12 protein-coding genes and 1 tRNA gene are annotated in these 12,610 nt (G+C 59.8%); 2 read left to right on the forward strand and 11 right to left on the reverse strand.

The window, feature by feature from the left end; translation table 11 throughout:
- Positions 1-241: 241 nt before the first annotated feature.
- From ACN6KF_RS05385 to ACN6KF_RS05405, 5 genes are all read right to left on the reverse strand, one after another.
- Positions 242-559 (reverse strand): integration host factor subunit alpha, encoded by a 318-nt coding sequence (locus ACN6KF_RS05385; protein WP_434955848.1) that lies wholly within the window; start codon positions 557-559, stop codon positions 242-244.
- 255 nt (positions 560-814) lie between these two features.
- Positions 815-1,792, reverse strand: a complete 978-nt coding sequence (locus tag ACN6KF_RS05390; protein WP_434955849.1) for a beta-ketoacyl-ACP synthase III — start codon at positions 1,790-1,792, stop codon at positions 815-817.
- Positions 1,792-2,865 (reverse strand): phosphate acyltransferase PlsX, encoded by a 1,074-nt coding sequence (gene plsX / locus ACN6KF_RS05395; protein WP_434955850.1) that lies wholly within the window; start codon positions 2,863-2,865, stop codon positions 1,792-1,794. Before plsX ends, ACN6KF_RS05390 begins: the two co-directional genes overlap by 1 nt.
- A gap of 220 nt (positions 2,866-3,085) precedes the next feature.
- Positions 3,086-3,625 carry an ATP-binding protein gene (locus tag ACN6KF_RS05400; RefSeq protein ID WP_434955851.1) on the reverse strand — a complete coding sequence of 180 codons (540 nt, stop codon included), beginning with the start codon at positions 3,623-3,625 and terminating at the stop codon, positions 3,086-3,088.
- Positions 3,626-3,763: 138 nt separating this feature from the next.
- Positions 3,764-5,128: an L-serine ammonia-lyase gene (locus tag ACN6KF_RS05405; RefSeq protein WP_434955852.1), complete on the reverse strand. Its 1,365-nt coding sequence runs from the start codon at positions 5,126-5,128 to the stop codon at positions 3,764-3,766.
- 148 nt (positions 5,129-5,276) lie between these two features.
- Here ACN6KF_RS05405 and ACN6KF_RS05410 point away from each other — a divergent pair.
- Positions 5,277-5,352 (forward strand) — tRNA-Thr (locus tag ACN6KF_RS05410).
- Positions 5,353-5,574: 222 nt separating this feature from the next.
- On the opposite strand, the gene ACN6KF_RS05415 is transcribed toward ACN6KF_RS05410, so the two are convergent.
- Both ACN6KF_RS05415 and ACN6KF_RS05420 read right to left on the reverse strand, forming a co-directional pair.
- Positions 5,575-6,021, reverse strand: a complete 447-nt coding sequence (locus ACN6KF_RS05415) for a VOC family protein (protein ID WP_434955853.1) — start codon at positions 6,019-6,021, stop codon at positions 5,575-5,577.
- A gap of 706 nt (positions 6,022-6,727) precedes the next feature.
- Positions 6,728-7,087, reverse strand: a complete 360-nt coding sequence (locus tag ACN6KF_RS05420) for a helix-turn-helix transcriptional regulator (protein ID WP_434955854.1) — start codon at positions 7,085-7,087, stop codon at positions 6,728-6,730.
- Positions 7,088-8,548: 1,461 nt separating this feature from the next.
- On the opposite strand from ACN6KF_RS05420, the gene ACN6KF_RS05425 reads away from it, so the two are divergent.
- On the forward strand, positions 8,549-9,133 hold the full coding sequence (locus ACN6KF_RS05425; RefSeq protein WP_434955855.1) for a TetR/AcrR family transcriptional regulator: 585 nt from the start codon (positions 8,549-8,551) through the stop codon (positions 9,131-9,133).
- A 47-nt stretch (positions 9,134-9,180) separates the two neighbouring features.
- Here the strand turns inward: ACN6KF_RS05425 and ACN6KF_RS05430 are convergent, their stop codons facing one another.
- The 4 genes from ACN6KF_RS05430 to ACN6KF_RS05445 all read right to left on the reverse strand — a co-directional run bounded on the left by ACN6KF_RS05430 (position 9,181) and on the right by ACN6KF_RS05445 (position 12,469).
- Positions 9,181-9,711 (reverse strand): metallophosphoesterase, encoded by a 531-nt coding sequence (locus ACN6KF_RS05430; RefSeq protein WP_434955856.1) that lies wholly within the window; start codon positions 9,709-9,711, stop codon positions 9,181-9,183.
- Positions 9,712-9,783: 72 nt separating this feature from the next.
- Positions 9,784-11,733, reverse strand: coding sequence for a threonine--tRNA ligase (thrS, locus tag ACN6KF_RS05435; RefSeq protein ID WP_434955857.1), 1,950 nt, complete (start codon positions 11,731-11,733; stop codon positions 9,784-9,786).
- Between the two features lie 63 nt (positions 11,734-11,796).
- Positions 11,797-12,096 (reverse strand): membrane protein insertion efficiency factor YidD, encoded by a 300-nt coding sequence (gene yidD, locus ACN6KF_RS05440; protein ID WP_434955858.1) that lies wholly within the window; start codon positions 12,094-12,096, stop codon positions 11,797-11,799.
- 43 nt (positions 12,097-12,139) lie between these two features.
- Positions 12,140-12,469 (reverse strand): hypothetical protein, encoded by a 330-nt coding sequence (locus ACN6KF_RS05445; RefSeq protein ID WP_311935428.1) that lies wholly within the window; start codon positions 12,467-12,469, stop codon positions 12,140-12,142.
- Positions 12,470-12,610 lie beyond the last annotated feature (141 nt).

Here is a 12,610-nt window from a genome sequence, read left to right on the forward strand (position 1 = left end):
GATGAAAGACAAGCGTTTATCACTTGTTTCCAACCCAAAACATCACCGAGTGGTAGCGTGAAACCGTCAGAGGGAAGGGGATGGCCGCTGTCAGCGGGCGAGAGCAGCTACGATTGCCGGCTGATTTCAGGGGTGCCTGAACATGAAACCGGCCTTCGCCCGCGAACCAGAATGTGCTGCTCGCAGAGTATCGGACAGAACGGTCCAATACCGGTTTGGCTGGCTCATGCCAATAGAGTGCCTATTCGTCGACGATGCCGTCGACATTCTCGCCATTGATCTGGGCCTTGAGAATGTTGGAAGGCTTGAAAACCATGACGCGGCGTGGGGAGATCGGCACTTCCTTGCCGGTCTTTGGATTGCGGCCGATGCGCTCGCCCTTCGAGCGGACGACGAAGGAGCCGAAGGATGACAGCTTCACCGTCTCGCCCCGCTCGAGGCAACTGGAGATTTCATGCAGGACCATCTCGACCAGTTCCGATGACTCGGTCCGCGACAGGCCTACTTTCTGGTAAACCGCTTCGCAAAGATCTGCTCTTGTGACGGTATTTCCCGCCATCGCTTTCATGCCCCACGTTGGACAGGCGCCATGGAGAGGCCACCTGTCTGTTATCCGTTCGATGCAACCCGGAACTGCGGGAAGCCTGTCCCGCCACGAATCCGCCCCGCAAATCATCCCAGCAGGGCCGGCACTGAAGTCCCGACTCTATGTCACTGAAAACGCGAAGCTATTGACGAAATCGGTCAAGGTCAACCACCAATCGAAACCGGTGTTCGCTTCCGCCTCTCTCAGGCAACCGTCAAATTCGTCAGACTACCAGCGGATCAGGGCTGCGCCCCAGGTGAAGCCGCCGCCCATGGCTTCGAGCAGGACAAGGTCGCCCCGCTTGATGCGCCCGTCCTTGACCGCGGTATCGAGCGCCAGGGGAATCGAGGCGGACGAGGTGTTGGCGTGCTCGGCCACGGTGAGCACGACCTTCTCCGGCGGCAAGCCGAGCTTCTCGGCGGTGGCATGGATGATGCGGGCATTGGCCTGGTGCGGCACGAACCAGTCCACGGCGTCATAGGCCAGGCCGAGATCATCCATGGTGTCGATGATGATCTGCGGCACCATGCCGACGGCGAGCTTGAAGACCTCCTTGCCGTCCATGCGCAGCTTGCCGACGGTGCCGGTGGTGGACGCGCCGCCATCGACGTAGAGCTTGGACTTGTGGCGCCCGTCCGAGCGCAGCTTGGTCGCCAGCACACCCTGGTCGTGGATCGAACCGTCATTCATGGTGGCTTCGACCACCACGGCGCCTGCACCGTCGCCGAACAGCACGCAGGTGGTACGATCCGACCAGTCCAGAATGCGCGAATAGGTCTCGGCACCGATGACGAGCGCATGCTTGGCCGAGCCGGAGCGCAGGAAATTGTCGGCGATGGAAAGACCGTAGACGAAGCCGGTGCACACCGCCTGAACGTCGAAGGCAGCGCCGCCGGTCATGCCGATATTGGCCTGCACGGTGGTGGCCGTGGCGGGGAAGGTGTTGTCGGGCGTCGATGTCGCCAGCACGATCAGGTCGATGTCGGAGCCCTTCAGGCCGGCATCGGCCAAAGCGCGCTCGGCGGCTTTGGTGGCGAGATGCGAGGTGAATTCGCCCTCGGCCGCCTGATGGCGCGCGCGGATGCCGGTGCGCTGTACGATCCATTCGTCGGTGGTGTCGACGTGCTTCGACAGTTCCTCATTGGTAACGCGCTTTTCGGGCAGGTAGGAGCCGATGCCTCGGATGACGGAACGAATCGTCGCCATTATGCCGCGTCCGGATTGCTGGCAGCGACCATCACGGCGCGATGGTCGAAGCTCAGGCTTTCGGTGATTTTCTTCATGAGATCTTGCTTCACCATATCATAGGCCAGATCGATGGCAGCCGCGTAGCCTTCGGCATTGGCGCCGCCGTGGCTCTTGATCACGATGCCGTTCAGGCCAAGAAAGACCCCGCCATTGACACGGTTGGGGTCGAGTTTATCGCGCAGGGCCTGAAAGGCGCCGCGGGCAAAGAGATAGCCGATGCGCGCCATCAAGGTGCGCGACATGGCCGAACGCAGATAGGAGGCGATCTGCTTGGCCGTGCCTTCCGCGGTCTTGAGAGCGATATTGCCGGCAAAGCCCTCGGTCACCACCACGTCGACGGTGCCCTTGCCGAGATCGTCCCCCTCGACGAAACCGTGATAGGTCAGATCGGGCAGGCTGGTCTCGCGCAGGATACGGCCGGCTTCGCGCACCATTTCGAGGCCCTTGACCTCCTCGACGCCGACATTGAGCAAGCCAACCGTGGGTCGCTCTACGCCCAGCACGATACGGGCCATGGCCGCCCCCATCACCGCCATGTCGATCAGGGCGTTGGAGTCGGCTCCGATGGAGGCGCCGACGTCGAGGACGATCGATTCGCCCCGCAAGGTCGGCCACAGAGCGGCGATGGCGGGGCGGTCGATTTCGGCGAGCGTGCGCAGGCAGAAGCGCGCCATCGCCATCAACGCGCCGGTATTGCCGGCCGAGACGGTGGCGTCGGCCTCGTCCTTGTTGATGGCGTCGATGGCCAGCCACATCGAGGATTTCTTGCGGCCATAGCGCAGGGCATGGCTCGGCTTGTCATCCATGCGGATGGCGACATCGGTGTGATGGACGCTGGAAACGGCTTGAAGGCGCGGATGGGCCGTCAGCAACGGGGCGATGGTGGCCTCGTCGCCATAGAATGAGAAGCTCAGATCGGGATGGCGGGTGAGCGCCAGCTCGGCGGCTGGAATCACGACCGTGGGGCCGTGGTCGCCCCCCATCGCGTCGAGAGCGATACGAATTTTCGAAGCCCGATTATCGGAAGCCATGAAGTGTTCGGTTGCCCTGTTGCGTCTGGCCGCTTCGCACGGCGGGGAGGCGCTGCGTTTTGCAGCAAAAGACCATGCACCACAAGAGTGTAGCGAAGGTTGACGGCCGGAATTTAGGCTCGTCAAAGATGTAGAAGCCTTCGACTGACCGATTCTCACGTCAAAATCATGGTGATGACGGCCCGAAACGCAAGAAATTGCCGAAGCTTCACCGGGCCCGTCAGTGTGCCAGCCGGAACGAGCCGCTGGCCGCAGCCTGGCGGACGGCCATGAGCGTGTCGGACGGGGATTGCCCCGCGGTCGGGATGACGTGGCGCTCGAGCGGCCCCAGCGAGGAGAACTGCTCGTGCAGGGCAGTGATCGGTTCGGGATCGCTGAGCGTGTCGCCGCCGCGAAGGCGGCAGCGTTCGATGGCGGCCGAGAGCGGCGGGCGCAGCACCACATAATGCAGCGGTGGGGCGAGTGTTCTGAAGGGCGGCAGGAACCAGGGGCCGATGATGCCGTCCACGATCACGAAATAGCCGCCGCTGGTATAGGCTTCCGCGGTACGTGCGAGCACGTCGATCACGACTTCGTTCTGCCGATGCGCCTGCGGGAGATAAGGCGGGATCGCTCCATTCTTGATGAAGTGCCAGAAATCGTCGGCATGCAGATGCACCGCGGGTGCGCCGGGCTCGGCGGCCAGGGCACGGGCAGTGGTGGTTTTTCCCGATCCCGGAGGCCCGGTGAGAATGAGGATCTGGCCAGCGAGATCAGGCATGGTTCAGGCAAGGGGAGGAAATGGCGTTCAAAGCGTTCTGGACCAGGCACGAGAGGAGTGCAAGGTTTTCGAACTCTGCATTGAAGGTCGTCGGCCTTGCTGGGCGGAAGGCAGTTCCGGGGAGCGCGCTGAAAAGCGTCAGCACTCCACCGCATTGACCGCGAGGCCGCCCTGCGAGGTTTCCTTGTATTTGGACTGCATGTCCGCGCCGGTGATGCGCATGGTGGTGATCACCTGATCGAGGCTGACCTTATGGGTGCCGTCGCCGCGCAAGGCGAGGGATGCGGCGGCAATCGCTTTGTTGGCACCGAAGGCATTGCGTTCGATGCAGGGAATCTGTACCAGGCCGCCGATCGGGTCACAGGTCATGCCCAGATGATGCTCCATGCCGATCTCGGCGGCATTCTCGACCTGGGCGATATTGCCGCCGAGCGCGGCGGCAAGGCCCCCCGCAGCCATCGAGGCGGCAACTCCGACTTCACCCTGGCAGCCGACCTCGGCACCGGAGATCGAGGCATTCATCTTGAACAACATGCCGATTGCGGCAGCTGTGAGCAGGAACTCGTCGGCGCCGGCTTCCGAATAGTCACAGAAATCCCGGTAATAGCGCAGCACTGCCGGCACGATGCCCGCCGCGCCGTTGGTAGGCGCCGTCACCACGCGCCCGCCGGCGGCGTTCTCCTCATTCACGGCGATGGCGAAGAGGGAGACCCAGTCCATCATCTCATGGGGGGCACGGACATTGCGGCCGATATCGGTGAGCAGGCGGTCATGCAGGGCCTTGGCCCGGCGCTTCACGCGCAATCCGCCTGGCAATTCGCCCTCCTGGCGCATGCCGCGGTCGATGGCCGCATCCATCACGACGCGGATTCCGGCGAGCCGCTCGCGCACGGTGGCTTCTGGTTGGTTCGCCATCTCATTGGCGAGAACGATGCCGCCGATGGTCAGGTCGTGTTCGCTGCCCAGGCGCAGCAAGTCTGCACCACTGCGGAAGGGGTAGGGGACCTCTGTCGTCTCGCGCGCCGTGGCACCTTCACCCTCTGCCAGCACGAAGCCGCCGCCGATGGAATAGTAGAATTCCGTGGCGAGGGCGGTGCCGCCCTCGTTCCAAGCCGTGAAGGACAGGGTGTTGGGGTGTCCCTTGGGCGGGGTCTTGCGGTCGAAGACGATGTCGCGGTTGCGCTCGAAGCTCATGGCCCGGCGCCCACCGAGCGCGAGCATGCCCTTGCTGGTGGCGTCTTCGACGATCGCGGCGACGGTCTCGGGATCGACGGTTTCCGGTTCCTCGCCAGCGAGGCCCAGGATCACCGCGATATCGCTGGCATGCCCGTGCCCGGTCCAGGCCAGCGAGCCGTAGAGCACCGTTTCGACGCGGTGGGTATGGATGAAATGGCCCTGCTTGCGCAGCGACTGCACGAAGCGATTGGCGGCGCGCATGGGGCCGACAGTGTGCGAGGACGAGGGTCCGATGCCGATTTTGAAGATGTCGAAGACACTGATCATCGGCTCTGAGTTCCCCACCAACCGGCTACTGTTGGATCGCAACAATCGGAACGCGCCATCGCCACAGGGAGCGTAACAAATATTACACCAACTTTCATTGCACAGGAAACTTGCGCGAAGGGGCTCGAATTGCTACCCCAAAACCGACGCCGGTTTAGCTCAGCTGGTAGAGCAACCGCCTTGTAAGCGGTAGGTCGCGAGTTCAAGTCCCGCAACCGGCACCACCTTCCCACTTCCCTTGGGTTTCAATTGTTTGGGCCGTGCCGTCGCAGGCTGGTGGAGTGGTTTTGTTCTAAAGCTTGACGCTCTGGCATCGCTTTCATGGTGAGCGCCACGGGCCAGTCGCTCGTGACAGTTGCCTGGAAAGTCGCCAGGGTTTCAAAGCCAGCTATTGGGCACCGGCGATGACGGCGGATCGGGCCGCGTCACTCCTCGTCATTGTCGCCTTATTGTGCGGGGCCGAGTTCCTGGGCGAGTCCGATCAGAAGCCCCCCAGGCCCGCGGATGTAGCAGAGCCGATACGCGTCTTTATACTGGACGACCTCACCTACGAGTTGCGCGCCGCGATTGCGGAGCCGTTCGAGCGTCTCGTCGATGTCGTCGACGGTGAACATGGCGCGGAGGTAGCCTAGAGCGTTAACCGGCGCGTTGAGGTGATCGGCGATGACAGGCGGCGAGAGGAAGCGGGATAGCTCGATCCGGCTGTGACCGTCCGGCGTGCGCATCATGGCAATCTCGACGCGCTGATCGCCTAGCCCAGTGACACGTCCCGCCCATTCTCCTTCGATCGTGGCACGTCCTTCGAGCTCGAGGCCGAGCTCGCGAAAAAAATCGATCGTCCCTTCGAGGTCATCGACGACGATTCCTACGTTGTCCATCCGTTTGAGCGCCATGTCACAAATCTACAAGGTGTCGTCTGAGCCGTAAACTCCTAAAACTGCTTGCTAGGGCAGGGAAGCAAGTGGTGATTCAGGGCACTGGTTAGGAGCCTTATGATGCATCGCCGGCTCGATCTGAGGGATTTTGGTTGGTCGCTGGTCGAGCCAATGCCGCCGCAAAAGAGCCGGGGTGTTGCGCGGGTCGACGACTTGCCTCGATTGGCAGGCGAGGATCCTCGCCTGCTGTCCCTTGGTGCCGGTTCTTCCGCTATTTGCGGATGAGGCGGACAAGGCACTGCGGAAATTGGTTGCGAGCATAGCTGAAAAAGCGCTCTGCACCGCAGCGTATCGGATGCTCGGCAAGGTGTCCGTCTTTGGCACGCAACCCATACGGAGTGGATTTTCATCGTCGCGAAGGCTGATGTAACATTGGCTCGACGGCGATACGGATGCCGAGCGTCTCTCCAATGAGATTTAGATCCGCGAGTCTCGTAACTGCGATCTCGACATGGGTCCATCCGGCCCCTCGGCTGCTCAAAGCAAGTCGAGATACAGCGGTTCAGGATCGCTCATACACCCTAGGATGCAACCAGCAACACCGGCATGGACCTTCGGTTCGCCAGAATATGCCGTCCACGCGTCGGTGATTGCTCGGTCACGTGATGCATCCGGCCATATCGGTGGCGAGCGCCGCGGAGGCGTGCGTGGCGTCCATCTCCTCCTAGGAAATAATAGTCCTGCTCGACCCCAGTATCATAGAAATGTGAACTCTAAGTACTTTGGCGATTTTTATGTAAGTGATCATCGGCGAGTTGAATTTTCCGGTCTCGATGTCGACAATTTCCTCGATAGATACATGTGCTTTGTGTGAAAGTTCCTCCTGGCTGAGATTATTTGCTTTTCGCCACGCTTCTACGATATTGATTTCATTGCCCTCAACGTGTTCATTGGGAAGCGCGCGCGAGGATTTCAGGTGTCTTTGTATATCAGCCCGCATGCGGTAGTAGGGACTGCAGGCGACGGTGATATCTCGGTGTTCAGGCGTGTCTGAGTGGCGTAATTTGGCCGGATGCCTTTGCATATGGACCTCCATATTTGAAAAGAATGGTGTTAATCGAATTTTTACGATTTTTATTATATAGATAGATGTAATTACATTTTATTTTAGTTGAATATTATTCAAGTACGTGTAATTTTTATTTACATTCTACAGTAGAGTTATCAATTTCTCTGTGAGGGGCGGCGCATTCTTTTGCTTTTGTGAGATTGTTGCTGGAAAGTCTCATTGTCGATGTGTCCGTAGGGTATTGAACTCTCTCCATCTTCAATCTGAGGCCATCTGCTGCAGCGTCTCGAAGAGAATTCGCTGCGTAACCACATCCAAAAATCGTCGCGACGATGGCTGTAACAGCGACGAAAGAGCGGGTGTTCATATTAACTCTCCGGTGATTGCCGCACGTCTGCCGTGGGAGATGGATTGAGGGAAACGACGGCATGCCATGACTGCACGGAGGGACTAATTTATGCCTGCAACCACAAGATTTTCGTTTTTATTTCGCCAGAATATCGATCACTTAACGCATGAGTGCTGGATCAATTAAGCAAAGGGAATGATATCATCAAAAATTGCATCGACATCTTCGTCAATATTAGACAAGAAAAATGCGAATGCAGCGTCGAAACGCCAAAATATTCCCTGTTGACTTTTGTAGCACCCTTTTGGATTTGGACCTACCATTATATTTATTGGCGCGAATTCATTGAGTTTCGAAGGGCGCGCTCCGCGTCGTGCCGGCGGTCGCATTGCTGCCCGGGAAAGGGTGGGCCCTTTGCGGGCTACCTTGTGATGTTCCGAAGCTCCGAATCTCGCCCTAAGTCCTTATGCGGCTAAATATGGCCCGGCGCGTTTTCTTTCAGGACAGGCGATGACGAGTTTTCAGGGGATGCGGCGGGGGCCGAAAGGGTGGCCGTACATAGTTACCGCCAGCGGCTCGATAATATTGTTCGTCATCACCGGGGCGATTGCCAGGTGACAAAAATAAAGCGCCGCACCTGTTGGGGAGGTGCGGCGCCCGAAAAGAAATCAAACTATGCAATATCGAAAAGCGCAAACACGCCTTCATCTACACTTACGTACTAACAATCGTTACTGAACTGACGATACGCTTGAACACTCAGTCTCGGAGGAGCCGCAATCCAGAAGAATGATTGCCATCCCTTCCATGGGGTTGTTTATAAGACGGATCGTCTCCTAATGCAAGAGATATAATACGGGGCGTATTGAAATTTTCGTGAGCGGTGAGCTGTCGCTTACCCCTCCTCAATGGGCGGCGGCCGGCGCTTAGTCTCGAGCTGCTGCTCTGGCGATTTCCGCCCGCCGCCACGGGAGATAGGGTGGCCATACAAGGTCTGGTTGATTGTAAACAAGCACAGAAGCGTATATATATGAGACATTACGTCTAGATTATATTCTTGACATTTGAAGGAGTTGTCGGTGGCCATTGCGCAGCAGGCGGCACGACCCGTCGGAAGACCGCGCTGCATGGAAACGCATCAGGCGATTTTGCATGCAGCGGCGGAATTGCTTGAACGCGCTCCCTATCGCGACATTTCGGTCGAACGCATCGCTGCCCTTGCCGGGGTAGGCAAGCAGACCATCTATCGCTGGTATGACAGCAAGGCCGATCTCCTGCTCGATGCCTATCTTGCACGCTGCACCGAAGTGCTGCCACCCATGGTTGCAGGCGGCGAACCCATGGTGAATTTCCGCAACTATGTACGCCGTCTGGCTGAATATCTCAGCAACCCGATGATGGAGGGCGCCTCCAGGGCCCTCCTGGCCGAGGCGCAGTTCGAACGTCCGTTCCGAGAACGATTCAGCGAGATCGTCATGAAACGCCGCCAGGAGATCGCCAGGGCTTTCGTGATCTCAGCCATGCATAAGAAGCAGATCCGGGACGATGTCGATCCAGATATGGTACTGGATCTGATCATGTCTCCGATCTTCCAGCGGTTCCATACCACCGTGACACCGCCCGATGCGGCCTATGTCGACAAGATCTTCGATATGGTGCTGGCGGGGCTGGCTGTGCGGAACGAACCCGTGGCCAGGGTTGCCGCGGAGTAGGATAGAGGACTGACTGCAGAACGGCCTCCGCTGCCGTCTTTCAGACGTCAGGTGCCGAAAATCTGCTGACGCCCGGCCATCAGCGTGGCCACTTCCTCCGCTGCGAGGGGGGCGTAATCATGGCTGTCCACGCCGACATCGAGGCTGTAGCCGAAGGGCTCGTTGTCGAGGCGGCCATGCACATGCCCGAACAGATGCCAGGCCCCGCGCCAGGCTCCCGGCCATTCCCGCATCGGATAATGGCACATCACGATAGTCTGGCCCTTCCAGCGTAACTCCCTGATCTCGGCTATCGAACGCAAGCGCCCGGTCGATTCCAGCTTGGTCGGATCGTCGTGGTTGCCGAGGATGAGATGGATCTGGCCGTTGAGGCGTTCCAGATAGGTCTCGGCTGGTTTGCCCGCGCGAAAGCTGAAATCGCCGATGTGATAGACCACGTCGTTGGGCGCGACCTTGTCGTTCCAGCGTGCGATCAAGGCCTCATCCATCGCCTCGACGGTTTCAAAGGGGCGCTTGCACAGGCGGATGATCGATTCGTGGCCGAAATGAGTATCGGCGGTGAAGAAGAGCTTGCTCACGCCAGGGCCTGTTTCGAGGCGCCGGCCCGCAGGCCGACGCCCATTGCACAAGGGAGGGAGTGTCCCTCCGATTTAGCGCCGCAGATCCGGCGGGGTCGCTTCCTTGACCAGTTCAGTGATCGCTTCCTCGAGCGGCAGGACCGACTGGGCCTGCGAGCCGAGACGGCGGATCGAGACGGTGCGTTCAGCCCCTTCCTTCTTGCCGAGGGCGAAGATCACCGGGGTCTTGGCGAGGGAATGCTCGCGCACCTTGTAGTTGATCTTCTCATTGCGCAGATCGATTTCCGCGCGTAGTCCCGCCGCCCGCAAGGCAGCGACGACTTCCTGGGCATAGTCGTCGGCGTCCGAGGTGATGGTGCACACCATTACCTGTTCGGGAGCCAGCCAGAGCGGGAAATGCCCGGCATGGTTCTCGATCAGGATGCCGAGGAAGCGCTCCATCGAGCCGCAGATGGCGCGGTGGATCATCACCGGTGTCTTCTTCTCACCGTCCGAATCCACGAAGAAGGCGCCGAAGCGCTCCGGCAGGTTGAAATCGACCTGCGTGGTGCCGCACTGCCATTCGCGGCCGATGGCGTCCTTCAGGGTGTATTCGAATTTCGGCCCGTAGAAGGCGCCTTCGCCGGGATTGATGCCGGTCTTGATCTGGTTCGACTGCGCCTGGATGGTGTCGAGCACCTTCATCATCACGTCTTCGGCTCGGTCCCACAATTCGTCCGAACCGACGCGCTTCTCCGGCCGGGTGGAGAGCTTGATCGTAATCTCGCTGAAGCCGAAATCGGCATATGTCGACAGGATGAGATCATTGATCTTCAGGCATTCGGCAGCCATCTGCTCGTCGGTGCAGAAGATATGGGCATCGTCCTGGGTGAAGCCGCGCACGCGCATCAGGCCGTGCAGGGCACCCGACGGCTCATAGCGGTGCACCGCGCCGAATTCGGCCAGGCGCATGGGCAGGTCGCGATAGGACTTCAGGCCGTGCTTGAAGATCAGCAGGTGCCCCGGGCAGTTCATCGGCTTGATGGCGAAGACGCGCTCGTCCTCGGTCTCGTCGCCGGCCGACTTCGCCATGAACATGTTTTCGCGATACCAGCCCCAATGGCCGGAGATTTCCCACAGATGCTTGTCGAGCAGCTGGGGCGCGTTGACTTCCTTGTAGTCGGCCTTCAGGCGCCGGCGCATATAGGCGATCAGCTCCTGGAATATTGTCCAGCCCTTGCCGTGCCAGAATACCACGCCAGGGCCTTCCTCCTGGAAATGGAACAGGTCCATCTCTCGGCCCAGGCGGCGATGGTCGCGCTTTTCGGCTTCCTCGATCTGCTTGAGATAGAGGTCGAGCTCCTCCTGGTTGCGCCAGGCGGTGGCATAGATGCGGGTCAGCATCGGATTGTTGCTGTCGCCGCGCCAATAGGCGCCGGCCACCTTCATCAGCTTGAAGGCGGTGCCGATCTGGCCGGTCGAGACCATATGCGGGCCGCGGCAGAGATCGAACCAGTTGTCCTGGTAGTAGATCTTCAAATCCTGGTCGGCGGGGATGGCCTCAACCAGCTCGACCTTGAACTTCTCGCCCTTGTCGGCGAAGACCTGCTTGGCCTTGTCACGGCTCCAGATTTCGCGGGTGAAGGGCGCGTTGCGCGCGATGATTTCGCGCATCTTCGCTTCGATCTTCGGGAAATCCTCCGAAGAGAAGGGCTCGGCGCGGTAGAAGTCGTAATAGAAGCCGTTCTCGATCACCGGGCCGATGGTGACCTGGGTGTCGGGCCAGAGCGACTGCACGGCCTCGGCCATGACATGCGCGGCATCGTGGCGGATCAGCTCCAGCGCTTCCGGGCTCTCGCGGGTGACGATCTCGATGCGGGCATCCGCGCCGATCTCCTCGGCGAGGTCGGTCAGTACCCCATCGAGCTTCATGGCGATGGATTTCTTGGCCAGCGATTTGGAGATGCCCTCGGCAACGGCCTTGCCGGTCACGCCGGCATCGTAGGAACGCTGATTGCCATCGGGGAAAGTCAAAACAGGCATATGTGTCTCCGGGCTCACTCCTGCCAACCAAGCAGGTAAGCGATTTCAGGTGATAAAGAGGGCTTACTGGCCCTCGTCGCAGGTAAAAGGCCGCCGGCGGCCATAGCGCCACGGTCTATACCAGCTCGTGTCGGCGGGCAATCGTTCCGGCACGGGATCGAGGCCCGAGCTGCCCCAGGGATGGCAGCGGCAGATGCGGAACACCCCCATCCAGCCGCCCGCCCATACGCCGTGCCGCCCGATCGCCTCGTCCGCATATTCCGAGCAGCTCGGGAAATAGCGGCATTGTCGCCCGATCAGAGCCGACAGCGTGACCTGGTAGGTCCTGATGACGAGATGTGCAGCAGTGCGAGGCCAGGTCATGACGAGATGCGACAGGGGTGAGGGCCTCCAGCCGGAAGCGGAATCAAAGTTCGAGGGCGATATCGGTCTGGAAGGTCTCGACGATCTCGATCATGCGCCGGACCTGGTCGAAGGCCGATTGCAGCCTTTCCTCCAGTTCGATGAGTTCGTTGAGGGAAGTGACGGTAAACTTGGTCCCGCGCAGGAATTCGCTGCGCTTGAGCGACAGGCTGCGGTCGGCCCAGATCGACTTATAGGCGAGTACGAGTTCGTCAGGATAACCCTTGAACAAGGCGACGAGATCCTTGTCCGTCTCGATGCGGCTATGAACCTCGAACTTCTTGCCGCCGATCAGCCCCGACTTGACGTTTCGCCGCAGGATTAGTTTCAACATGGGCGCCCCCGTCCTTACCTAAACGCGATGCTCATTTCCGGAAAAACCGGCAAGTTCAAGAGCAGAATGGGGCTTTTCCGTCACAATTCGCAAGGGGTAGGGTAAGCCCTGTGGCAGCGGGCGTTCTCGCCTGCACCTTTC

The sequence above is a fragment of the Labrys methylaminiphilus subsp. lupini genome, from assembly GCF_051161885.1.
Classification (GTDB): Bacteria; Pseudomonadota; Alphaproteobacteria; order Rhizobiales; family Labraceae; genus Labrys.

Excerpts from the sequence above, each read along its gene's own strand:
- ACN6KF_RS05425 (WP_434955855.1), top strand. The coding sequence starts at position 8,549 with ATGGAAACGCATCAGGCGATTTTGCATGCAGCGGCGGAATTGCTTGAA.
- yidD (WP_434955858.1), bottom strand. The coding sequence starts at position 12,096 with ATGACCTGGCCTCGCACTGCTGCACATCTCGTCATCAGGACCTACCAG.
- ACN6KF_RS05415 (WP_434955853.1), bottom strand. The coding sequence starts at position 6,021 with ATGGCGCTCAAACGGATGGACAACGTAGGAATCGTCGTCGATGACCTC.
- ACN6KF_RS05405 (WP_434955852.1), bottom strand. The coding sequence starts at position 5,128 with ATGATCAGTGTCTTCGACATCTTCAAAATCGGCATCGGACCCTCGTCC.
- ACN6KF_RS05445 (WP_311935428.1), bottom strand. The coding sequence starts at position 12,469 with ATGTTGAAACTAATCCTGCGGCGAAACGTCAAGTCGGGGCTGATCGGC.
- thrS (WP_434955857.1), bottom strand. The coding sequence starts at position 11,733 with ATGCCTGTTTTGACTTTCCCCGATGGCAATCAGCGTTCCTACGATGCC.
- ACN6KF_RS05420 (WP_434955854.1), bottom strand. The coding sequence starts at position 7,087 with ATGCAAAGGCATCCGGCCAAATTACGCCACTCAGACACGCCTGAACAC.
- ACN6KF_RS05385 (WP_434955848.1), bottom strand. The coding sequence starts at position 559 with ATGGCGGGAAATACCGTCACAAGAGCAGATCTTTGCGAAGCGGTTTAC.
- ACN6KF_RS05400 (WP_434955851.1), bottom strand. The coding sequence starts at position 3,625 with ATGCCTGATCTCGCTGGCCAGATCCTCATTCTCACCGGGCCTCCGGGA.
- plsX (WP_434955850.1), bottom strand. The coding sequence starts at position 2,865 with ATGGCTTCCGATAATCGGGCTTCGAAAATTCGTATCGCTCTCGACGCG.
- ACN6KF_RS05390 (WP_434955849.1), bottom strand. The coding sequence starts at position 1,792 with ATGGCGACGATTCGTTCCGTCATCCGAGGCATCGGCTCCTACCTGCCC.